Genomic DNA, 22,021 nt, shown 5'->3' on the forward strand with positions numbered 1-22,021 from the left:
CAGGGTCGGCTGGGTAGTGCCTGGTCGACTCTGAGCGCGACGATCCGCCGCATTTGCTATGGTGGCCGGCCGTTTCGGTCGTGGCCCTGCGCCGCGCCGCCAGCTTGCAGATGAGAGTCCATGTCTTCGGTCGTCAATGTCGTCCTGCCCGTCTTTGCGCTGATCCTGCTCGGTTACCTGTGCCGCCGTAGCGGCCGGATGGGGCCGACCGGCGCCTCCGAACTCAATCGGTTCGTGGTCTGGCTGGGCCTGCCGGCGCTGCTGTTCAGCGTCGTTGCCACCTCGACCTGGGAGCAGCTCTGGCAACCCGGCTTTATCGCCGCTTTCGCCATCGGCAGCCTTGGCGTGTTCGCCTTCACTCTTGCGTATCGCATGTTGCAGAAGCAGCCGCTGGTCGACGCCAGCCTGGACGCGCTGGGTGCGTCCTACGCCAACACCGGCTATGTCGGGATTCCGCTGTGCATGCTGGTGCTGGGCGACGAGGCGCTGCAGCCGGCGATGGTCGCCTCGATCGTGGTGGTCTGTGTGCTGTTCGCCATCGCCCTGGCCTGCGTCGAGACCGGCCTGCATGCCGGGCAGGGCGTGTTGCGCACGCTGGGCAAAGTCAGTAGTGCGCTGGTACGCAATCCACTGGTGATCGCGCCGCTGCTCGGTGCGCTCTGGGCGGCGAGCGGCCTGCAATTGCCGGTGCCGCTGGCGACATTGCTCAAGCTGCTGGGCGCGGCGGCGGCGCCCTGCGCACTGGTGTCGCTGGGGCTGTTCCTCGCCCAGCCACAGCCCGGAGGACGGGTGCAGGGGGTGTGGCCGCTGGTGGGGCTGAAGCTGGTGGTGCAGCCGCTGATTACCTGGTATCTGGCTTTTCAGGTATTCGAGCTGCCGACGCTGTGGGCCTATTCGGCGTTGCTGCTCAGCGCGTTACCCACCGGGACCGGGCCGTACATGCTCGCGGAATTTTATGGACGCGAAGGCTCGCGGGTGTCGCGGGTGGTGCTGCTGTCGACGCTGGGTTCGCTGATCACTCTGTCACTGATCTTGGTGCTATTTCCGGTCTGATAAGCGCGCTCACTTGCGCGTGGATAAGCCTGCGGCGTTATCCACCCTACGCCTGGCCGGTCGTTTGGGGGAAAACCGCGAAGCGTTTTCCTCGGGCGAACCTCCCCCTACTGTCAGCCCATCGCCCGCGTCACTTCCAGCACCACGGCAGCAATGCGATCGCACTGGGTATAGGCCCCGCCAAGCAGCTCCTCGCCGAATACGTCCGGGTCGATCTCACGGTAGCCCCACTGCAGGTCGGTACGCTCCAGGCGTTGGCGCACCTCGGCCAGGAAGGGGTCCTGGTTGTCGATCATGGCGACCCCGGTATACAGCAGTAGCGTGCCGCCCGGCGCCAGGCGGCCGAGCGCGGCATCCAGAATCGCCAGCGACAGCCCGGCACCGAGCGGTCCGCCGCCGTGGCGATAGGCGCGCTGGTCGGTATCGACCAGATAAGGAGGATTGGCCAGCACCAGATCGAACTCGCCTTGTGCGTTGCTCAGCAGGTCGCTGCGTTCGGCGCGCAGGTTGTTCGCCCCAGCCAGCGCTGCGTTGATACGCGTCAAGCGCAGCGCTTCCGGATTGATATCCACCGCCAGCACTTCGGCTTGCGGTCGCGCCAGGGCAGTGAGAATGGCGCCGGCGCCCGAGCCACAGCCGATGTCCACCACGCGGCGGATCTCGCCGGTATGCTGGTTGAGATGGCAGCAGATGGCGCTGGCGAAACGGTAGGTGTCCGGGCCGAAGAACACCGCGTCGGTGGCTTCGGTGGGAAAGGCCGAATGCAGGAACAGCTGCCCGTCGAGGCTGGACAGCCGCACCTTGGAGCGCCAGCGCGAGCCATAGGGTTCCAGCACGTCAGCCTGATCCATCAGGCTGAACAGCGGTGGTGGCAGCAGTTCGTGCTGGAACGGGCGGCTCCAGCCGAAAACCCCCGGCAGGTCATCGGCGAGCGCATTTTCCGGGCGCTGATTGACTCGTTCATGGGTCAGCGGCGTGGGGGTGATGAAGTGATAGCCGCGATCCCGCAGGGCCTGGCCCAGGTGCAGCAGCGCGAGGTCCTGCGCATTGTCCATGATCATCGTCGCGTTCCTTGGTGTGCCTTCAGTTGAACAGTCCGTTGAACAGCCGCGTGGCCAGCAGGCCGGCGGCAGTGTGGTGGCGTTGCGGGGCGAGAAGCGGCAGCAGCAGGCGCATGCGCGCGGCGCGATCGGGCAGGCGTGCAATCTGCTGCTCGAGCAGCTGCAGTTCCTCGTCGAAATCGTTGCCGCTGACGCTTTCCGCCGGTTGCAGCGCACCCGGCTCCTGCGGCACACGCCGGGCGTTGAACAGCGCTTGGCGCTGCAGCAACGCACCGCGCGGGCTGCGCTTGCTGTCGGCCTGCCAGTCGCCAGCGATCCAGTCATGGATCATCTGCTGCTCGTAAGCGCTGAAGACGCCGAACATCGGCGCCTGTTCGCCGGCGATCAGCTGCCAGAAGCGGCTTTCCTGCGGGTCATGGCCGCGCTTGATCCAGCCGCGCTTGTCCAGCACGGAGAGAAACTGTTCGACGTCCTCGGCCAGCCACTGATTGACCGTGCGGCCTTCGAAACGGCAGTAGTCGGAGTGTACGAACTGGCCGACCGCCGCCTTCTTCTCGAGGATGCGCTGCACCTCCCGGGACAGATCGAAGTCGCCGATCACCGAGACGGTGCTGGCGCCGAGGTCGTTGAGCCGGTAGCCGTTGCGCACCCGTCGATAGAACTCCGCGCTGTCGCCGACCTGCGGCAAGGCATCCAGCACGCCCTGCACGGCTTTCTTGGCGTGGCCGTTGTCGGCGTTGTCGACGGTGACATGCAGGGTGAAGTAGTAGGGATCGATGCCCAGCTCGGTCAGCTCGTAGGAGGTGATCAGCAGGTGCAGCGGCAACTGTTCGTAGCCCAGGTTGAAGCCGATCACTTCCGGCAGGAACTGCTCGGCATGCTCGGCCAGTGCCAGCTGGATGGCCCCCTGGACGAAGTGCTCGTCGTCCAGCTCCTGCCAGTCATCGCAGCCTTGGCTGGCCAGCAGCTTGCGGTAGAGCACCACATGGTTCTTCTCCGGCAGGCCTTCGCCGAGCTCCTCCAGATAGGTCTGGATCAGCGCGGTGAAGCGCGCATCATCCCAGCGCTGCAGCAGGCCATAGAGCCAGGCGCCATCGACCAGCTTGGTCGGCGCCACCCCGCGCAGGAAATGCAGTGCATGGGCCTTGCTGGCGAAATAGCGGCGCGGACCGCCGGCACGGCGCTGGTCCAGGTAAGCCTGATACTGGCGTCCGACCACTTCGGTGCGCCGCATGACCCAGGCTTCCAGGCTGGCCGGGTCCTCCGGCAGGTCGGACGGCAGCGCAGCGGCGGCCTCGAGCTGCGCACGCAGGTACTCCGCAGCGCTGTCGCGTGATTGCGCGTCGACCTCGCGGGCAAGGGCGAAGTACAGCGCCCGTGAGGGCTGATCCTGCTCCGGGTGAAGGGCAGGAGTGATCGGCAGGCTGCGAGAAGTCAGTTGCATGATTCTGTTCTATGGCAGTTCTAGTCCAGTTTTGGCTGCCGGGCCTGTGGTTTAGTTCAGCTGCACCGCCGAGCGGCCATCGGTCCAGAAAAGCGCCGTTACGCTGCAACTTCCGCCGCCACGTCTCCTCCCAATCGATAGAGCCACCCGGACGGGCCGGGCATGGCCACAGGTACGCGAGGAGCAGCTGATGAGTCAGAACGACCAGGGTCGCGAGAGCATCGAGTCCATCGACCAGAGCGGCGACGCCCACGAGCAGAATCCGGAAACCACGTCCACCCAGGGCGAGGTCGCCGGTGGTGACGAAGCCGACGTACCCGGCGGCGCCTACAACGTGCCGCCGGGCCTGGCCGAGGAGGTGAGCGAAGAGGACGCCTCGCGCGAGTCGCAACGCAAGCCTTGACTGTGAGCGCCGATGTCAGGCTCAGCCGGCACGCGGTCCGGCTGGCCTGCTGCTAGTACCGCCGCTCGGCTTCAGGGTTTGGCAAGAAACTTGATGTCCGACGGGCGCTCGACCGGCAGGGTCTGCAGCGTCTCGCCGAGCTTTCCGCTGTCCGGATCGCGCCCGATCACCACCACGTCATCGCTCAGCTGATTGGCGATCAGCAGGAAACGCCCGTCTGGGGCGATGGCGAATTCTCGTGGTTCGCGGCCTTCAGTGGGGCGGCGCTGGATTTCCCGCAGGGCGCCGTCGCTGTCGATAGCGAAGACGATGATGTGGTTGTAGTCGCCGCGGTCGCTGACATAGAGGAAACGGCCATCGGCCGAGGTGTGGATCGCCCCCGGTGAATGACGCACCTCGCTAGCGGCATCCTTCAGGTCCAGCAGTTGCCGGCGGATCAGGGTGCCGTCCGTGTAGTCGAAGCTCGCCACTTGGGCGCTCAGCTCGAGGGCGAGATAGGCGTGCTTGCCATTGGGGTGGAAGACCAGATGGCGCGGGCCGCTGCCCGCTGGCAGCTCGATGCTGGCGGGTTCGTCAGGTTGCAGGGGACGTTCGGCATTGCGCGGGTCGTAGCGGTAGACGAATACATGATCGGCGCCCAGGTCGCTGACCAGCAGGCGCTTGTCGTCCGGGCTCGGTACGGCGGAGTGCACATGCGCCGCCTGCTGCCTCTCGGGGTGCACGCCGCTCGACTGATGCGCGAGAAGCTGCGTGACCGGCAGTGGCCGGCCATCCTCGGCCAGCGGCATCACCGCCAGGCTGCCGCCCGGGTTCGGTCGCGCCCCGTAATTGCTGATGAACAGGTAGCGCCCGTCATGGCTGAGGCTGGCATGGGTCGGTTCGTCGCCCAGGCTGATGTTCTGCCCGATCAGCTGGTGCTCGCCGCTGCTGTCGAGTTGCCAGGCGCTGACACGACCGACCGGGTCGGCGTGCGTTGGGCTGTTCTCGTTGGTGGCATAGAGGCGCCCGCGCTGCTCGTCCAGCACCAGCCAGGAGGGATTGTGGCTGGCGAGGGTCTGCAGCGGTTGCGGGTCGATCCAACCTTTCGCCGGATCGAAGCGCTGGCGCAGAACGCCCGGGCTGTGGCTGTCGTGCGTGTAGCTGCCGATCAGGATGTGCATGTCGTCGGTCTCGGCTCGCGCGCCGGCAGACAGGGTCGCGCCGATCAGCAGAGCGAGAGCGAGGCGAAGCAGTACGGGGCGTTTGCGCGTGGTCATTGATGTCATGCCACTATGACCACCGTGGGCGCCCAACGCTCCCGAAGACGTTGTTCGAACAATACCTGACTGTCAGGGTCTGATATGCACCTGGGCGGACGCCAGCCACCCGCGAATTCAGGAAGATTCATGGACCACTTGCTACCCGTTCAGCTCGTCGAATTGCAAAACGTCGCCGCCGATCTGGCTGAAACCGTCATTGCGCCGCTGGCGGCCGAGGTCGATGCCGACTGCCGCTGGCCCGCCCATTCGCTGCGAGCACTTGGCGATGCCGGGCTGCTCGGGCTGCAGGTGCCGAGCGAACTGGGCGGCCTGGGGCAGGGGCTGCTGGGCTTGTGCGTGATTACCGAAACCATCGCCCGCGCCTGCCCGTCGTCGGCGCTGTGCTACGGCATGCATTGCGTGGCGACCGCGGTGATCGCGGCCAAGGCCACCGAGCATCAGCGCGAACACTACCTGCGGGAGATCGCCGCGGGACAGCACATCACCACGCTGGCGCTCTCCGAGCGGGGCACTGGCGCGCATTTCTACCTGCCGGAAACCCATCTGGATGCCGACGGCGAAGATTTCCTGGTCGACGGTACCAAGCAGTTCGTTACCAACGGCGACCATGCTGACTCCTACGTCGTGTCCACCGTCGCGGCGGGCGCCGAGGCGGGGGATTTCAGCTGCCTGATCGTCGACCAGGGCAGTGCCGGCATGAACTGGCTCGAGCCCTGGGCCGGCTTTGGCATGCGTGGCAATTCCTCGCGGCCGTTGCAGCTCGATCGCGTCCGGGTACCGGCGCGCAACCTGCTCGGCGAGCCGGGCGATCAGGTCTGGTACGTGTTCGAGGTGGTCGCGCCGTTCTTCCTCATGGCCATGGCCGGCACCTATCTGGGCGTTGCCCAGGCGGCGCTGGACGAGGCGAGCCTGCATCTGCGCTCGCGGCATTACAGCCATTCCGGCGAGTCGCTGCGGGATGTGGAAAGCCTGCAGATCCGCTATGGCGAACTCTGGACCGAGCTGGTCAAGACCCGCGCGCTGGTGCGCGAAGCCGCACGCCGGGGCGATGGCGCCCACCCCGAAGCGTTGTCGTTCATTCTGGCGTGCAAGGCCGATGCGGCGGAGACCGCAGTGCGTCTGGCCAACGAGGCGATGACTCTTTGCGGCGGCGCGGCCTATCGCGAGAACAGTCGTGTCGCCCGTCTGCTGCGTGACGCGCGGGCCGCGCACGTGATGACCCCCACCACCGGCCTGCTCAAGCTCTGGACCGGTCGCAGCCTGCTGGGGCTGCCGCTGCTATGAGCGAGCTGCTGCTCGATCAGATCGCGCTGCTGGAGGCAGGCGATGCCGCGTTGCGCGAGCAGATCGACAGCTGGGCGACAGCCCACGGTCTGCAGGTGCGCAGCCTTGATCCAGGCGCGTTGCTGCCCGATGAGAACGAGCCGGCGCTGGTGCTGCTGGCGCCCGGTCTGCAACGCCCGGTGGCGCAGGCCCGGCAGCTGCGCAGTCGCTGGAAGGCCACCCAGTTGCTGTTCCTCAGCGATGAGGCGGGCGTCGACTCGCTGCACCGCGAGCTGGGCCCGGCGCCGTTGCTCGGGCCTCACTGGTCGATCGTCACCCTCGGCGCCAGCGCGCTGGCGCAGCTTGATCAGGCCTTGGCCAGCGTGCGGCGGCGGTCGCGCCTGCGCACCACGTTGGCGCAGGCCAACGCGATGGTCGATGGCGGGCAGTTGAGCAAGCGTTCGTCACTCACCGCAGAGCTCTACCTGCATCATTTCATCGACGCGGCGCGCGACGCCATCGTCGGTCTCGACCGCGCCGGGGCGGTGCTCTACTGGAGCGCCGGTGCCGCCGAGATGTTCGGCCTTGGCCGTGGCGAGGTGCTACGCCGTGCGGCGAGCGGGCTGCCGTTCTGGAGCGACGAGCTGGGCCAGGCCCTGGCGCAGGTCCAGGATTGCGACACGACGCTGACCCTGCAGCATGAAGATGCGGCTAACGGGCGAACGCTGGAGATCGTCGTCGCCGCCGTGTGTTCTGCGGATGGCGCAGTGGTGGGCGCGGCACTGACCTTGCGCGATGTCTCGGCGCTGGTCGCGGAGCGTCGCGCCAACGAGCTGCATGGTCGTCAGCTCAGCGAGGAGCGCGCCCACCTGCAACGGCTGTTCGACCAGGCGCCGGGCTTCATCGCCATCACCGAAGGGCCGCAGCACGAGCTGAAGATCGCCAATCGCGCCTTCCACCAGCTGGTCGGCGCCCGCGAGCTGCTCGGGCGTCCGGCGCTCAAGGCGTTTCCGCAACTGGAAAGCCGCGCGCTCTCCGATTTGCTACAGCAGGTCTATGTCACCGGGCGGCCCTATATCGGCCGCGACATCGCCGTGCGCGTGCGCCCGCAGGCCGGCGGCAAGGCCGAGCGTCACTATGTGAATTTCATTTTCCAGCCGGTGTTCAGCGAGGACGAGCAGGTCAGCGGCATCTTCTGCCAGGGCCATGATGTCACCGCCCAGGTGCTGGCGCAGCAGGCGCTGCAGCGCTCCAGCGAGCAGCTGCAGGAGCTGGTCGAGGAGCGCACCCGCGAGCTGGAACTCAGCCGCCAGGCTCTGTATCAGTCGCAGAAGCTCGAAGCCATCGGCAAGCTCACCGGCGGCGTGGCACACGACTTCAACAACGTGCTGCAGGTGATCGCCGGCAATCTGCAATTGCTGCAGCCGCTGGTGGAGGCCAACCGTGGCGCGGCGAAGCGGGTCGATGCGGCCAGCTCCGCCGTCGAGCGCGGTGCCAAGCTGGCGCGGCAACTGCTGGCCTTCGCCCGTCGGCAGCCGCTGCGCCCGCAGCCGACCAACCTTAGCCGGCTTTTGCGCGACCTCGACGAGCTGCTGCGCCAGGCGTTGGGCGAGCGCATCGAAATCGAAACCGTGGTGGCGGGCGGGCTGTGGACGACGATGGTCGACCCGAACCAGCTCGAACAGGTGGTGCTGAACCTGGCGATCAATGCCCGCGATGCCATGCCTGATGGGGGCAAGCTCACCCTGGAGCTGGGCAACGCCATGCTCGACGAGCACTACACCGGTACCCAGATCGACGTCGCGCCAGGGCAATACGTGTTGCTGGCGGTGTCGGACACAGGCGTTGGCATGCCCGCCAACATTATCGAACAGGCCTTCGAACCGTTCTTCACCACCAAGCCAGAAGGGCAGGGCACCGGGCTGGGGCTGAGCATGGCCTACGGCTTCGCCAAGCAGAGCGGTGGGCATATCCGCCTGTACAGCGAACCGGGCGCCGGCACGAGCGTAAAGCTCTACCTGCCGCGCACCGAGCAACCCGAGGTACAGGCGCAGCCATCCACCGTCGGGCCGGTTGTGGGCGGCAGCGAAACCATCCTGGTGGTCGAGGACGATCTGCCGGTGCAGGCCACGGTGATCGAGCTGCTCACCGGCCTCGGCTATTCGGTGCTGCGCGCCAACGATGCGCAGAGCGCCCTGAGCATCCTGCAGAGCGGCCTTTCCATCGACCTGCTGTTCACCGATGTGGTCATGCCGGGGCCGCTCAGCAGCACCGAACTGGCGCGCCAGGCTCGCGTGTTGCTGCCGGATATCGCCGTGCTGTTCACCTCCGGCTACACGCGCAATGCCATCGTGCATGGCGGGCGCCTCGATCCGGGCGTGGAGTTGCTGAGCAAGCCCTATCGGCAGGAAGACCTGGCGCGCAAGGTGCGCCAGTTGCTGGGCACGCAGCACAGCGACGACAAACCCGTCGAGCAGCAGTGGGTGATGGTGGTGGAGGACCAGCCGCAACTGCTGGTGCTGGCCTGCGAGATGGTCGAGGAGCTGGGCTACCGCGCCTGCGGCTATCCGAATGCTGAAGCGGCCGCGCAGGGGCTGCACGAACAGCGCTTCGATCACCTGTTGCTGGACGTCAATCTGCCGGGCCGATCAGGCCCCGACTTCGCTGCCGAGGCCTTGCGAACCCAGCCATGGTTGCGGCTGGTATTCGTCTCCGGTGAAGGGCGTATCGAAAGCAACCTGCCGGCGCGCTCGCTGCCCAAGCCGTTCAGCTTCGACCAGCTCGCCGAGATCCTGCAGGGGTAAGGGCCTCGCCGCGTGCCTGGGGGCGGGCGCCGCTGCGCGACAAGCCATGCAGGCCGATGGCGACGGGCGCCGCCAGGGCCAGCCAGCTCAGCCAATCGCCCGCGCCTTCGGACAGCAGCCCGGCGATCAGCCCGAGCGTGGACAGCACGCCGATCAGCACCGGCCAGAACCAGATGCGCATCATGAGCGCACCTCAGTCGCGCCGCGCTTGATCCACAGGTATAGGCCGCTGCCGAGCACGACGATGGTGAGGATATCCAACAACGCCCAGAGGACCTTCAGCGGCAAGCCGCCGTAGTCACCGAAGTGCAAGGGTTCTGAGAGCTGCAGCGCAGTGACGTACCACGGCCGCGCGCCGGCTTCGAGCACCTCGCCATTGGCCGGGTCGACCAGCAGCGCCTGGGTCAGGCGCGAGGTCAGCGGCGTGTCGCCGCGCAGGATCACCGCGACGTGCTCAGGCGTGGCGCGCAGCGTGCCGGGGTAGGCAATCATCGACACCGCCATGTCCGGCGCCGCAGCCAGCACGCGATCGACCGCAGTCTGCAAGGAGCCATCAGCGGCTGGCGCGTCACTGGCATTGGTGGCCAGCAGTACCCGCGTTTCACCGGCCTGCAACGCGGCGATCTGTTCGGCCTGCCAGGCCTGGAAGATCAGGTCCGCCCAGGTATTGATCACTCCGGTGAAGCCCACCGCCAGGGCCCACACCAGGGTGACGATGCCGAGCAGGTTGTGCAGGTCCAGCCAGCGGGTGCGCGGCGTGCGTTCCTGGCGCACCTCGCCGAAGCGCAGCTTGCGCATGAAGGGCGCGTAAAGCACCACGCCGGAGACGATCGCCACCATCAGCAGCAGGCCCATGAAGCCGAGAAACAGCTTGCCGGCCAGCCCCGCGTAAAGGTCGACGTGCAGGCGGTACATCACGCTCATGAAGCCTTCGTCGAAGTTCGGCGCGCCGAGTACCTCGGCGGTGCGGGCATCGGAGAGGATCAGGGTCGATTCGCTTTCATCGGTGTCCACGCGGGTATCGAGCTTGACATACCAGACGTCCGGCGCGTCTTCCTCGGCGAAAAAGTACAACGGCACGAGGCCCGGATAGGCCTTCACAGCTTCGGCCGCAACCCGGTCGACCGCAGCGCGCGGCGTGCCCTCGGGCATCGCCGGCGCCTCGATCTCGTTGCCGGTGAGGTGATCGATCTCGTGGGAGAAGATCAGCGGCAGGCCGGTCAGGCACAGCATCAGGATGAACAGCGTAGAGACGAGACTGGACCACTTGTGGACCCAGCCCCCACCGCCGCAGGGTGACTGCCTGCATCAGAAATCGACCGTAGCGCTGACCGAGAGCGTGCGTGGGGCGCCGAGGACGAGGTAGTTCGAGCCTGGATAGCCACCTGTGGAGGCCCAGTAGTCACGGCCAGTGGCGTTGTCGAGACGGGCGCGGAGCGTAACGTCGCGGTCCTGCACTTTCATCTCGTAGCGCGCACCGAGGTCCAGACGCGTCCAGGACGGGATTTCTCGGTTATTGTCGATATCGGTGTACTGGCTGCTGGTATAGACGACGCGACTGGTCAGCGTGAGGCCGGCAAGCCGAGGCACATCCCATTCTCCGCCAATGTTGGCTTGGGTCTTGGGCACGCCAATAGCGTGGTTCCCGTCGTAATCGCCATTATCGGTGTCGCTTAGCTCGGTATCGAGCAGGGTCACGCCGCCCAGCAGACGCATTCCGGGGGCCGGTTCGCCGAACAGCGACAGTTCTATCCCGCGATTGAGCTGATCGCCTCCTTCGCGGAAGACGCCGTCGGTCACTACGCCGATAGGGCGTTCGGTGCGGAACACCGCCAGGCTGCCGCCCAGATTAATGCCGTCGTACTTCAAGCCGATCTCGGTTTGCTTGGCGATGTGTGGCGCCAGTGTTTGCCCGGCATTGCTGACTGCCTCGGTCGTTCCATCGGGCCGCCTGGTGGTCCATGGGGCGCTGTCACCCTTGGCAAGCCCCTCGATGTAGTTGGCATAGATTGATACGTCATCGGTCAGCTTATAGAGCACGCCGCCAACAGGAGTGGTCTCGTAGCGGTTGATCCGTGACGCGCGATCTCCGGTCGCCGCAGAGTAGTTCCTGGTCTCGATCCCTTGTCGACGTGCGCCCAGGGTTACAAGTAGCCGATCATCCATGAACCCAAGCGTGTCTGCGATCGCCAGGCTCCGAGTGGAGGTGCGGCCGATCACATTAGGATCGGAAAGCGAACCGCTGATGTTTTTCGGCAGCAAGTCGGGGATAGGGATGTCGTACGGGTTATCGAGGCTACCGGCTAAGAGGTTGTCATAATCTGATCCACCGAACGCATTGCGTTCCTCGGCCCGAAAGGTCGCGGCAGACATTACCCATTGATGTGAGACCTGCCCGGTCAATGCACGGCCGCGCAGGCCAATTTCACCTGTAGATATTTCTTCCTTGCGTCGGTTATCGAAGCGATATGCAGTCGTGGTGTCGGATCCGGTGTAAGTCGGATTAGCCAAGCGGTTTTCTTCTTCGCCACGGCGTGCGCCGATGGCTAGCCAGCCCGTGATCGAGTCAGAAAAGTCGTATTCGCCCCGGGCGGTGCCGAACGTCTGCTTTTCCTTGGAGAACGTCCAAGATTGAGCAACGTTGTCTTCGGCATCCGGTGCACTTGGCAGGTCTATGCCGTCTTCGATGTAAACGCTTGGCCGCGGCGCATCGATGAAGTGGTACTGATGGCCGATATCGGCGGACAGACGGACGTTGTCGCCCTGGTAGTCCAGGCCGAGCGCAAACATATCCAACGTACTGTCTTCGTTGTCGACCGGCGTTTCGCCGGCATGCTTGGCGGCGTTGAGGCGTACACCGAAGCGCTCGCCTTCGCCGAAGCGGCGGCCCAAATCTACAGCTACCGAACCTTGACCGCCGCTTTCGGCGCCTAAAGTTAGGCGGGTCAACGGCTCATTGGGTGCGCGTTTGGGCACCAGGTTGATCATTGCCACCCACACCTGAGCCGCCTGGAGCCGCGCCATTAAGGAATGCACTTGCACCGCGAAAGACTTCCGCGCGCTCGATGAACTCAGCGGCTACGTATTGGCGCGGCAACAAGCCGTATAAACCGTTGTATGAGATGTCGTCCGAGAACAGGCGGAAGCCCCGGACCATGTACAGCTCCTGCATGTTGCCGAAGCCCCGGGCCACGCGTACCGAAGGATCGTTCTGCACGATGTCCGACACGCTGCGCGCCTGCTGATCCTGAATCAGCTGCGAGGTGTAGGAGGTCGAGGTGAACGGGGTTTCCATGTAGTCGCGATTGCCCAGAATCCCTACTCGCCCACCACGTGCAACCTGTTCGCCGGCGTAGGGCTGGGTCAGGCCATCGGCCGAGGCGTCGGCGCTGGCGGTGATCTCTACCGATTGCAGTTCGACCGGCTCGGCAGCACTGCCTTGAGACTGATCTTCGAGTTGCTCCTGAGCCATGAGCGGCGAGCCAGCGAAGCTGGCGGCAAGGCAAACGGGCAGCAGTGCGGTTTTACGCGGGAAGCGAAGAGTGGGCATACGGACCTGACCGGACGTTGAGCTGTGAGGGTGTCGGATGATGGCGCGATGGGCAGTTGAGAGTCTGTGCCATCTGAGAGCCACTATCATATTTCAATGCTAATAATTCGCAACCGTATTCCGTCCGATGGAGCCGCGGCATGCTCGCGCGCCGCCGGCGCAGGGCGTCTGGCATGCGGGCCGCGCCTGCGTAGAAAAAAATGATTGGGTCTGTCGATTCGGGAATACACCAGACGACTAGCTGGTGAACCCGTTCATCCGATCAGAGGAAAAGGACATGAATAGCCAGAACAGCCAGGTCGAGAGCGCCATTCGCCAGCTGCACGAAACGTTCGAACAGGCCACCAAGGCCAAGGATCTCGACCGGATCATGGCGCAATACGCCGCCGACGTAGTCGCCTTCGATGCGGTCGGCGCACTGCAATTCAAGGGCGTTGAAGAATACCGGGTGCACTGGCAGCGCTGCTTCGAGTTCTGCCAGGGCGAAGGTTTCTTCGAGACCCATGAGCTGCATGTGGATGTCGGTGGGGAGCTGACCTGCAGCCGCATGCTTACCCACTGTGGCGGACCCAATGCCGAAGGCGAGATGCAAACGGCCTGGATGCGCGGCACGCGGGTCTGGGCGCGGCGCAACGGTGAGTGGAAGGTGATCCACGAGCACTTTTCGATGCCCTTCGACATGCAGACCGGCCAGGTATGCATGGATCACGCACCGTCGCAGCAACAGACCGGTTGAGGCTGGCCCGCGGTCTTCGTCGCGCGATCGGGCGAGGTCGTTCAATGGCTGCTAGCTTTGCTGCGTTGCCGGCAGACGGAGCCCCGCCATGAACTACCTGTGCCTGATCTATTACGACGAACAGCGTGTGGATGCGATGACCGACGAGCAGTGGCATGCGCTGGTCGCGCGTTGCGTGAGTTGCGGCGAGGAGCTGCGCGCCAGCGGCCACATGCTCGCCGGCGAACCGCTGCAGTCGGTGCGCACTGCTCGCACGGTGCGCGTGCGTGATGGCGTCACCTCGGTGGTCGACGGCCCCTTCGCCGAAACCCGCGAGCAGCTGGCGGGCTTCTACCTGATCGAGGCGGCGGACCAGCTGGAGGCCGAGGCCATCGCGGCGAAGATCCCGCCGGCCAGCCTTGGCTGCGTTGAGGTCCGGCCGTTGCGCCAGCTGCCGCAGCGCTGAGCATGCCGCTGACCGGACATTTCACGGCGGCGCGGGTCGAGGCGGTCTATCGCAGCGAGTCGCGGCGCGTGTTGGCCACGCTGATCCGTCTGCTGGGCGACTTCGATCGCGCCGAAGAGGCCTTGCATGACGCCTTTGCCGCGGCCCTGCAGCAGTGGCCGCGCGATGGGATTCCGGACAATCCGCGTGCCTGGCTGGTTTCCGCCGGCCGCTTCAAGGCCATTGATGTCCTGCGCCGCCGTGCGCGTTTCGATGCCTCGTTGCGGCTGCTGGCCGAACAGCTGGAAGACGCGGCGCAGGCAGTGGAGGTCGATGAGATGGAAGACGACCGTCTGCGGCTGATCTTCACCTGCTGCCACCCGGCCCTGCCGGCCGATGGCCGCGTGGCGCTGACCCTGCGTGAAGTCTGCGACCTGACCACCGAGGAGATCGCCCGCGCCTTTCTCGCTCCACCGGCCACCATTGCCCAGCGCATCGTGCGCGCCAAGGCGAAGATCCGTGACGCCCGGTTGCCGTATCGGATGCCCGAGCGCGACGAGCTGCCGGCGCGGCTGGAGAGCGTGCTGCGGGTGGTCTATCTGGTGTTCAACGAGGGCTACACCGCATCGGCCGGCGCCGAGCTGACCCGTGCCGACCTCTGTGCCGAGGCGATTCGCCTGGGCCGACTGCTCCTCGAGCTGCTGCCCAACGCCGAGGTGATGGGGCTGCTGGCGCTGATGCTGCTGCACGATGCCCGCCGGGCTGCGCGTACCGATGCTACCGGTGAGCTGGTGCGGCTGGATGAGCAGGACCGCAGCCAGTGGAGCCGCCAGCAGATCGCCGAAGGATCGCAGCTGGTGCAGCTGGCGTTGACCAGTCGCGCGTTCGGCCCCTATTCGTTGCAGGCCGCCATCGTCGCGGTGCATGCCGAGGCGCCGAGCGCCGCGCAGACCGATTGGCCGCAGATCGTCCGGCTCTACGATGTGCTGCTGCAGTTGAGCCCGTCGCCGGTGGTGGAACTGAACCGCGCGGTGGCCGTGGCCATGCGCGACGGGCCCGAGGCCGGCCTGCTGTTGGTGGATGAACTCCTCGGGCGCGGCGATCTGCAGGACTACCACCTCAGCCACGCCACCCGCGCCGATCTGTTGCGCCGGCTGGCGCGTATCGACGAGGCTCGCGAGGCCTATCGCAGCGCGCTGCGCCTGGCGCAGCTGGAGCCCGAACGGCGTTTCCTGCAGCGGCAGCTGGATGAGTTGGGCGACTGACCGTACCCAGAAACCTTTTGTGGGAGCGGTCTCGACCGCGAAAGGCGACCGGTGCGCTGATCCCATGCTCTAGCCCGCCGGGCGGCGGCACAAAAGCTTCGCGGCCAAGGTTGCCCTAGGGTTTGTTCGGGGTGCGAGCTGGATGCTGATGTTCAATGCCGCTAAGCCTTGAATGGCCTGGCGACGAAGCCTGCGGGTCAGCTGCGGTGCGGCGTTCGAGGCGCTCGTTGCACGTTGCGCGGGGACCTCTGCCGGAAGTTCTGCAGCTCGGCTAACTGCTCAGCTATCCGTGCTGCCCGCCGGCAAATAGTCGCTGCGGCTCAGGCCGTGGCGCTGCATCTTCTCGTTGAGGGTGCGCCGTGGCAGCTGCAGCTGGGTCATGACCTCGGTGATGTTGCCTTTGCATTGCTGCAGGGCGTTGTGCAGGCATTGCGCCTCGAAGGCTTCCATCTGCTCGGCCAGCGACTGGCCGCCGCTGCTCGCCGGGGCCGGCGCGCTGAGGCCGAGGGCGTGGCGTTCGGCGGCGTTGATCAGCTCGCGCACGTTGCCCGGCCAGTCATGGGCGAGCAGTTGCGTCAGCTCGCCAGGCGTCACCGGCGGGGCGGCGCGGCCGTGGCGCTGGGCGGCCTGGCTGGCGAAGTGTTCGAACAGCAGCGGAATGTCCTCGCGACGCTCGCGCAATGGCGGGATGTGCAGCTCGGCGACGTTCAGCCGGTACAGCAGGTCCTCGCGGAAGCGGCCGCCGCGCACCTCTTCCAGCAGGTCCGGCTTGGCCGCGCTGATCACCCGCAGGTCGACCTCGATGCTGCGGTTCGAACCCAGGCGTTCCAGGGTCTTTTCCTGCAGCACGCGCAGCAGCTTGACCTGCTGGGCCAGCGGCATGCTTTCAATCTCGTCGAGGAACAGCGTGCCGCCGGCGGCGTGTTCGATGCGGCCGATGCGTTTGCCCTGAGCGCCGGTGAAGGCGCCGCTCTCGTGGCCGAACAGCTCGCTCTCGAAGATGGTTTCCGGGATCGCCGCGCAGTTCAGCGCCACGAACGGCCCGCCGGCGCGAGGGCTGAAGTCATGCAGGCAGCGTGCGACCTGTTCCTTGCCGCTGCCGGTCTCGCCACGGATCAGCACGTTGACGTCGGTACCGGCCAGCTCCAGCACCTGCCGGCGCAGGTTGACCATCGCCCGTGATACGCCGAGCAGCTGCGATTCGATACGCCCCTTGCGGGCGAACTGCTCGCGCAGCTGGCGGTTCTCGCAGACCAGCCGACGCTTGTCCATGGCACGGCGCACGCTGTCGAGCAGGCGTTCCGGGGTGAAGGGTTTTTCGATGAAGTCGTAGGCGCCCTGACGCAGCGCCTGCACCGCCATGGGCACGTCGCCGTGCCCGGTGACCATGATCACCGGCAGGTCGGCGTCCAGCGCCACCAGCTGTTCGAGCAGGCCGAGGCCGTCGAGATCGGGCATGCGCACGTCGCTGATCAGCACCCCGGGAAAGTCGCGATCCAGCGCCGCCAGCGCCTCGCGAGCGCGTGAGAAGGTGCGCACCTGGAAGCCGGACAGCTCCAGCCACTGCTGCACGGCCTGGCGGATCGCCGCCTCGTCGTCGATGAAGATTACCTGCCCGCTCATTGCCTGCTCCTCGCGGTCGCGTCGCGGCAGTTTACTCGGCGACGTGCCCTTCGGGGCAGCTGGTAAAAGATCGGCGAGACAGCCAGGGCAAGGCAAAAGCAGGGGGGAAAGCGCAGTTCACGAGGTGTAAACCAGCATGTCGAGTCTGCATTTAACGCGGCGTTGACAGCGTAGATGGTTGCTAACGCTGCTCCTCGGCAGCCGGCAGCGTCAGGGTGAACACCGCGCCCTGTTCATCGTTGCTGACTTCCAGCGTGCCGCCCATCTCACGGACGATGCCGTAGGACACCGCCAGCCCGAGACCGAGGCCCTGGCCGACCGGCTTGGTGGTGAAGAAGGGCTCGAACACCTGATCCAGATGTTCGCTGGCAATACCGCCGCCGTTGTCGCCTACGCTGAGCTGCCAGCGGTCACCGTTGAGCTGACAGAGGATGCGCAGGCGTCGCTGCGGGCGCTCGGCCATGGCATCCAGTGCGTTGTGCAGCAGGTTGATCAGCACTTGCTCGAGGCGGATGGCGTCGCCGCTGACTGCGGCTTCGGCCGGTACCTGGCGGAACACCTCGACCTGCTCGCTGCGAATGCGCGGCGAGAGCAGCTGCAGGGCCTGCTCCAGCACCTCGGCCAGGCTCAGACGCTGGCGCAGCCCGACCGGGCTCTTGCGAGCGAAGGTCTTCAGGTGGCCGGTCAGCGCCGCCATGCGTTCGAGCAGGCCTTCGACATGCCCGAGGCCTTCGCGCACCTCGCCGTCGCGGCCGCTGTCGAGCAGCAGGCGAAGGCTGGCGAGCTGCATGCGCAATGCGGTCAGCGGCTGGTTGATCTCGTGGGCGAGGGCGGCGGACATCTGCCCCAGGGCGGCCATGCGCGCCGCATGCACCAGTTCGTCCTGGGCGGTGTGCAGCTCACGGGTGCGCTCGTGCACCAGGCGCTCCAGCTCGCTGCGGCTGCGCTGTTCGACGCGGCGGGTCTTGCCGCGTTGCGCCAGGTAGAGCAGCAGAAAGGCCAGGGTCATCCACACGCCCGCCGCGGCCAGGCGATAGCTGCGCACGCTGGCGACCACCATCTGTGGGTCGTGCAGCAGGTGCAGAGTCCAGTCGTCTTCCGGCAGCGCCAGGCGTTGCCAGAGGTATTCGCGGCGGCCGTCCGGGCCATCCACCAGGCGTCGCTCGCTGCCCTCGGCGAGTTGCTGCACGCGGCTGCTCGGCAATGGCTGCAGCGTCTGTTCGGCGTAGCGCCGGGCATCGATCAGGCGGCTGCGGACCTCGTCGCTCAGCGGGCGCAGATAGCGGAAGCGCCAGGCCGGGCGGTTGGTGAGGATGACGATATCCAGCGAGTCGGCGATCAGCAGGATGCCCGGCTGGCCGACCCAGTCGCGCTGCATCTCTTCCAGCTCGAGCTTGACTACCAGCACGCCGAGCACCTCGCCGTCGGCATTCTTCGCCGAGCTGGAGAGGAAGTAGCCGGGAATGCCGGTGGTGACGCCGACGGCGAAATAGCGGCCGCTGTCGTTGCTCACCGCATCGCGGAAATACGGGCGGAAGGCGTAGTTGTTGCCGACGAAGCTGCTCCAGTCGCGCCAGTTGCTGGCGGCGATGGTCTCGCCGTCGCGGTCGAGCAGGTACAGCACCGAGGAGCCGGCTGCGTGGTTCTGCTGTTCCAGGCGCTGGTTGAGCTGGCGGCGCAGCGCGCGGTTGCCCGGTTCGGCGAGCAGCGCCTGGATGTCGCTGTCCAGCGCCAGTAGGGCCGGCACCGAGCGGAAGCGTTCGACCTGGGTGTGGATCGCCTGGGCATAGAGTTCCAGCTGCCCCTGCGCTTCCTGGGCACGCTCGGCCCAGGCGCGCTGCTCGGCCAGGCGCCCGGCCCAGTGCATGCTCAGCAGCAGGCCGATGAGGATCAGCGCAACGATCAGGGTTACCCGCAGGCGGTTGGACAGTGCTGGCATGACGACGCTCGCGACAGGACGCGACGATGGTAAGCGATAGTCGGCAGCGGTGGCGCATCGCCGAGCCTCGGCATAGCACCAAAGTCTTGATCTGTCCCAATAGAGGCGCAATGCCATCATCGATATACTGCGGGGAGTTACTTTCAGCTTCAGCAGGGATCGCTAGCACGGAACGGCCAGCCGCTCCAGTCGAGGTCCGCCTTGCTCAGAAAAATCCTTGTCAGCCAACTCCGCTTCGGCATGTACGTCCATGCACTGGACGGCAGCTGGTTCGATCATTCCTTCTGGCGCAGCAAATTTCTGCTGACCGACCCCGCCGATTTGCAGGCGCTGCGCAGTAGCGGCGTCAAGGCGCTGTGGATCGATACCGGCAAGGGCGTCGATGTCGAAACGGCAACGCCGCCGGCTGCCGAGGCCCCACAGGCTGTCTCCGACGCCATGCCGATTGCGCCTCGACCGACCACAGCACCGGCCCAGCAATGCAGCGTCCGGGAAGAAATGCAGCGCGCCGCGCAGGTGCTCAAGCGTTCCAAGCAGCAGGTGACCTCGCTGTTCAACGAGGCGCGGCTGGGCAAGGCCGTCGACCCGCAGCAGTGCCTGCCACTGGTCGAGCAGATTTCCGCATCCCTGGCGCGCAACGGTTCGGCATTGCTCAGCCTGGCGCGGCTGAAGACCAAGGACGAGTACACCTACATGCATTCGGTGGCGGTCTGCGCGCTGATGGTCGCGCTGGGCCGGCAGCTGGGCCTGAGCGAACAGGAAGTCCAGGAAGCCGGCTTTGCCGGGCTGCTGCACGACATCGGCAAGATGGCCATGCCGCTGGATGTGCTGAACAAGCCGGGCAAGCTCAGCGACGACGAATACGCCGTCATGCGCAGCCACCCCGAGCGTGGCCACGCGATCCTGCTCGGCGCGGGAACGGCCATCTCCGACGCAGTGCTGGACGTCTGCCTGCATCATCACGAGAAGATGGACGGCACCGGCTATCCGCACCGGCTGGCCGGCGAGCAGATCAGCCGGCTGGCGCGCATGGGCGCGATCTGCGACGTGTATGACGCCATCACCTCGGATCGCCCGTATAAAACCGCCTGGGATGCCTCGGGCTCGCTGGCGCGCATGGCGCAGTGGCAGGGGCACTTCGATACCCAGATCCTGCATGCCTTCGTGCGCACGGTGGGCATCTACCCGTTGGGCTCGTTGGTACGGCTGCAGTCCGGGCGGCTCGGCGTGGTCATCGAACACAACGCGCAGCAGCTGACGGCGCCGCGCCTGAAGCTGTTCTATTCCACCCGCGCCCGCGCGACGATCGTGCCGGTGGAGCTGGACCTCTCCAGCCCGCAATGCAGCGACCGCATCGTCGGCCGCGAAGACCCCGCCGCCTGGGGCTTCAGCAATCTGGATGCGCTCTGGACCTAGATTGGCGGTCGTAAACGGGGGGCGATGCGACTAGAATGTCGCCCCCGAATGCGATTCGCCCGGCGAGTCGCTCAGAGAAGAGCTCGTAATGCCCATGACCTGGCTGCCTAGTCCGCCATAGCGCTGCGCCCCCTCGCGTCACTTTGCGACTGCCTGTCATGGGGTGGTCGTGCGCTGCTGTCCGTGCGTTTCGTCGACTGACAGCCGAATCAATCACACCAAAAAACTCGCCTTGTATCGCTGCCGGCCGCCCGTGGTCTGCATGGTGGTGCTTTTGCTCTGGATAGTCCGATGCTGCAAACGATCAAACAAAACTGGTTCTCCAACGTCCGTGGCGATGTGCTGTCCGGCCTCGTCGTCGCGCTGGCGCTGATTCCCGAAGCCATCGCCTTCTCCATCATCGCCGGGGTCGATCCGCGGGTCGGCCTCTACGCCTCCTTCTGTATCGCCGTGGTGATCGCCTTCGTCGGCGGCCGCCCGGGTATGATCTCTGCCGCCACCGGCGCCATGGCACTGCTGATGGTGACGCTGGTGCGCGAGCACGGCCTGCAGTACCTGCTGGCGGCGACGCTGCTCTGCGGCCTGTTGCAGATCGGCGCCGGCTACCTGCGCCTGGGTTCGCTGATGCGCTTTGTCTCGCGTTCGGTGGTTACCGGTTTCGTCAACGCGCTGGCCATCCTGATCTTCATGGCCCAGCTGCCGGAACTGACGAACGTCACCTGGCACGTCTACGCCATGACCGCCGCGGGCCTCGGCATCATCTACCTGTTCCCCTATGTGCCGAAGCTCGGCAAGGTCATCCCGTCGCCACTGGTGTGCATTCTCAGCCTGACCGCCGTGGCCATGTACCTGGGCCTGGATATCCGCACCGTCGCCGACATGGGTGACCTGCCCGACACCCTACCGGTCTTCCTCTGGCCGGAAGTGCCGCTGACCTTCGAAACCCTGGCGATCATCTTCCCGTATTCCGCCGCGCTCGCCGTGGTAGGCCTGCTGGAATCGCTGATGACCGCGACCATCGTCGACGACCTCACCGACACCGGCAGCGACAAGAACCGCGAATGCAAAGGGCAGGGCGTTTCCAACATCGTCTCCGGCCTGTTCGGCGGCATGGCCGGCTGCGCGATGATCGGCCAGTCGGTGATCAACGTGAAATCCGGCGGCCGTACCCGGCTGTCGACGCTGATCGCCGGCGTGGTGCTGCTGCTGATGGTGGTGTTCTTGAGTGACTGGGTCGGGCAGATCCCCATGGCCGCGCTGGTGGCGGTGATGATCATGGTGTCGATCGGCACCTTCAGCTGGGATTCGCTGCGCAACCTCAAGCGCTACCCGCTTTCCACCAACATCGTCATGGTCGTCACCGTGGTGGTGGTGGTCTTCACCCACAACCTGGCCTACGGTGTTCTGGCGGGCGTGCTGCTAGCGGCGATGTTCTTCGCCAACAAGGTCGGCCACTACCTGCACATCGGTTCGGAGCTGGATGCCGCCGGCAATCAGCGCACCTACAGGGTGGTCGGGCAGGTATTCTTCAGCTCATCGGACAAATTCACCGGTGCGTTCGATTTCAAGGAAGCGCTCGGCAAGGTCACCATCGACCTGTCCCGCGCACATTTCTGGGACATCACCGCCGTGGCGGCGCTGGACAAGGTGGTCATCAAGTTCCGCCGCGAAGGCACCGAGGTCGAGGTGCTGGGTCTGAACCAAGCCAGCGCGACCATCGTTGACCGCTTCGGTGTGCATGACAAACCCGAGGCCATCGACAAGCTCATGAGCCACTGACC

15 protein-coding genes and 2 pseudogenes are annotated in these 22,021 nt (G+C 65.9%); 9 read left to right on the top strand and 8 right to left on the bottom strand.

The features are described from left to right. Positions 1–120 precede the first annotated feature (120 nt). On the top strand, positions 121–1,053 hold the full coding sequence (locus tag CW305_RS15910; protein ID WP_104098374.1) for an AEC family transporter: 933 nt from the start codon (positions 121–123) through the stop codon (positions 1,051–1,053). Between the two features lie 113 nt (positions 1,054–1,166). Here CW305_RS15910 and CW305_RS15915 read toward each other — a convergent pair whose 3' ends face one another. Both CW305_RS15915 and CW305_RS15920 read right to left on the bottom strand, forming a co-directional pair. Next, on the bottom strand, positions 1,167–2,114 hold the full coding sequence (locus CW305_RS15915; RefSeq protein WP_023444778.1) for a methyltransferase: 948 nt from the start codon (positions 2,112–2,114) through the stop codon (positions 1,167–1,169). A gap of 22 nt (positions 2,115–2,136) precedes the next feature. Beyond that, positions 2,137–3,558 carry an iron-containing redox enzyme family protein gene (locus CW305_RS15920; RefSeq protein WP_023444779.1) on the bottom strand — a complete coding sequence of 474 codons (1,422 nt, stop codon included), beginning with the start codon at positions 3,556–3,558 and terminating at the stop codon, positions 2,137–2,139. 190 nt (positions 3,559–3,748) lie between these two features. Between CW305_RS15920 and CW305_RS15925 the strand changes: the two genes are divergently transcribed. Then, on the top strand, positions 3,749–3,961 hold the full coding sequence (locus tag CW305_RS15925; protein ID WP_014822075.1) for a hypothetical protein: 213 nt from the start codon (positions 3,749–3,751) through the stop codon (positions 3,959–3,961). Between the two features lie 71 nt (positions 3,962–4,032). Here the strand turns inward: CW305_RS15925 and CW305_RS15930 are convergent, their stop codons facing one another. Next, positions 4,033–5,217, bottom strand: a complete 1,185-nt coding sequence (locus tag CW305_RS15930; protein ID WP_023444780.1) for a lactonase family protein — start codon at positions 5,215–5,217, stop codon at positions 4,033–4,035. 129 nt (positions 5,218–5,346) lie between these two features. Here CW305_RS15930 and CW305_RS15935 point away from each other — a divergent pair, with 129 nt between their 5' ends. Beyond that, positions 5,347–6,504, top strand: coding sequence for an acyl-CoA dehydrogenase family protein (locus CW305_RS15935; RefSeq protein ID WP_023444781.1), 1,158 nt, complete (start codon positions 5,347–5,349; stop codon positions 6,502–6,504). Continuing rightward, positions 6,501–9,287, top strand: a complete 2,787-nt coding sequence (locus CW305_RS15940) for a response regulator (RefSeq protein ID WP_104098375.1) — start codon at positions 6,501–6,503, stop codon at positions 9,285–9,287. The genes CW305_RS15935 and CW305_RS15940 overlap by 4 nt, the downstream gene beginning before the upstream one ends. Here CW305_RS15940 and CW305_RS15945 read toward each other — a convergent pair. The 3 genes and pseudogenes from CW305_RS15945 to CW305_RS15955 form a co-directional block, all read right to left on the bottom strand. Next, positions 9,250–9,471, bottom strand: a complete 222-nt coding sequence (locus CW305_RS15945) for a hypothetical protein (RefSeq protein WP_104098376.1) — start codon at positions 9,469–9,471, stop codon at positions 9,250–9,252. The genes CW305_RS15940 and CW305_RS15945 overlap by 38 nt on opposite strands. Continuing rightward, positions 9,468–10,596: pseudogene (locus CW305_RS15950) on the bottom strand (PepSY-associated TM helix domain-containing protein). Before CW305_RS15950 ends, CW305_RS15945 begins: the two are co-directional and overlap by 4 nt. Beyond that, positions 10,596–12,837: pseudogene (locus CW305_RS15955) on the bottom strand (TonB-dependent receptor). Before CW305_RS15955 ends, CW305_RS15950 begins: the two co-directional pseudogenes overlap by 1 nt. 277 nt (positions 12,838–13,114) lie before the next feature. Between CW305_RS15955 and CW305_RS15960 the strand changes: the two are divergent. From CW305_RS15960 to CW305_RS15970, 3 genes are all read left to right on the top strand, one after another. Beyond that, positions 13,115–13,573 (top strand): YybH family protein, encoded by a 459-nt coding sequence (locus CW305_RS15960; RefSeq protein ID WP_104098377.1) that lies wholly within the window; start codon positions 13,115–13,117, stop codon positions 13,571–13,573. A gap of 88 nt (positions 13,574–13,661) precedes the next feature. Continuing rightward, the gene (locus CW305_RS15965; RefSeq protein ID WP_044314006.1) at positions 13,662–14,018 is read left to right on the top strand and encodes a YciI family protein; all 357 of its coding nucleotides are present in this window, start codon (positions 13,662–13,664) and stop codon (positions 14,016–14,018) included. A 2-nt stretch (positions 14,019–14,020) separates the two neighbouring features. After that, entirely contained in the window at positions 14,021–15,262 is a 1,242-nt protein-coding gene (locus CW305_RS15970; RefSeq protein ID WP_104098378.1) for an RNA polymerase sigma factor, read from the top strand. A 279-nt stretch (positions 15,263–15,541) separates the two neighbouring features. Here the strand turns inward: CW305_RS15970 and CW305_RS15975 are convergent, their stop codons facing one another. Beyond that, complete coding sequence (locus CW305_RS15975) at positions 15,542–16,885, bottom strand: sigma-54-dependent transcriptional regulator (RefSeq protein WP_104098379.1); 1,344 nt, start codon at positions 16,883–16,885, stop codon at positions 15,542–15,544. A 181-nt stretch (positions 16,886–17,066) separates the two neighbouring features. Then, positions 17,067–18,824 carry a sensor histidine kinase gene (locus CW305_RS15980; protein ID WP_104098380.1) on the bottom strand — a complete coding sequence of 586 codons (1,758 nt, stop codon included), beginning with the start codon at positions 18,822–18,824 and terminating at the stop codon, positions 17,067–17,069. A gap of 201 nt (positions 18,825–19,025) precedes the next feature. On the opposite strand from CW305_RS15980, the gene CW305_RS15985 reads away from it, so the two are divergent. Both CW305_RS15985 and CW305_RS15990 read left to right on the top strand, forming a co-directional pair. Beyond that, positions 19,026–20,240 (top strand): cyclic di-GMP phosphodiesterase, encoded by a 1,215-nt coding sequence (locus CW305_RS15985; protein ID WP_104098381.1) that lies wholly within the window; start codon positions 19,026–19,028, stop codon positions 20,238–20,240. A 291-nt stretch (positions 20,241–20,531) separates the two neighbouring features. After that, positions 20,532–22,019: a SulP family inorganic anion transporter gene (locus CW305_RS15990; protein ID WP_104098382.1), complete on the top strand. Its 1,488-nt coding sequence runs from the start codon at positions 20,532–20,534 to the stop codon at positions 22,017–22,019. Positions 22,020–22,021 lie beyond the last annotated feature (2 nt).

Source organism: Stutzerimonas kunmingensis (assembly GCF_002929225.1).
GTDB lineage: Bacteria > Pseudomonadota > Gammaproteobacteria > Pseudomonadales > Pseudomonadaceae > Stutzerimonas.

Bases quoted from the DNA above. Each gene is read 5' to 3' on its own strand.
- CW305_RS15910 (WP_104098374.1), top strand. From the start codon at position 121: ATGTCTTCGGTCGTCAATGTCGTCCTGCCCGTCTTTGCGCTGATCCTG.
- CW305_RS15915 (WP_023444778.1), bottom strand. From the start codon at position 2,114: ATGATCATGGACAATGCGCAGGACCTCGCGCTGCTGCACCTGGGCCAG.
- CW305_RS15920 (WP_023444779.1), bottom strand. From the start codon at position 3,558: ATGCAACTGACTTCTCGCAGCCTGCCGATCACTCCTGCCCTTCACCCG.
- CW305_RS15925 (WP_014822075.1), top strand. From the start codon at position 3,749: ATGAGTCAGAACGACCAGGGTCGCGAGAGCATCGAGTCCATCGACCAG.
- CW305_RS15930 (WP_023444780.1), bottom strand. From the start codon at position 5,217: ATGACCACGCGCAAACGCCCCGTACTGCTTCGCCTCGCTCTCGCTCTG.
- CW305_RS15935 (WP_023444781.1), top strand. From the start codon at position 5,347: ATGGACCACTTGCTACCCGTTCAGCTCGTCGAATTGCAAAACGTCGCC.
- CW305_RS15940 (WP_104098375.1), top strand. From the start codon at position 6,501: ATGAGCGAGCTGCTGCTCGATCAGATCGCGCTGCTGGAGGCAGGCGAT.
- CW305_RS15945 (WP_104098376.1), bottom strand. From the start codon at position 9,471: ATGATGCGCATCTGGTTCTGGCCGGTGCTGATCGGCGTGCTGTCCACG.
- CW305_RS15960 (WP_104098377.1), top strand. From the start codon at position 13,115: ATGAATAGCCAGAACAGCCAGGTCGAGAGCGCCATTCGCCAGCTGCAC.
- CW305_RS15965 (WP_044314006.1), top strand. From the start codon at position 13,662: ATGAACTACCTGTGCCTGATCTATTACGACGAACAGCGTGTGGATGCG.
- CW305_RS15970 (WP_104098378.1), top strand. From the start codon at position 14,021: ATGCCGCTGACCGGACATTTCACGGCGGCGCGGGTCGAGGCGGTCTAT.
- CW305_RS15975 (WP_104098379.1), bottom strand. From the start codon at position 16,885: ATGAGCGGGCAGGTAATCTTCATCGACGACGAGGCGGCGATCCGCCAG.
- CW305_RS15980 (WP_104098380.1), bottom strand. From the start codon at position 18,824: ATGCCAGCACTGTCCAACCGCCTGCGGGTAACCCTGATCGTTGCGCTG.
- CW305_RS15990 (WP_104098382.1), top strand. From the start codon at position 20,532: ATGCTGCAAACGATCAAACAAAACTGGTTCTCCAACGTCCGTGGCGAT.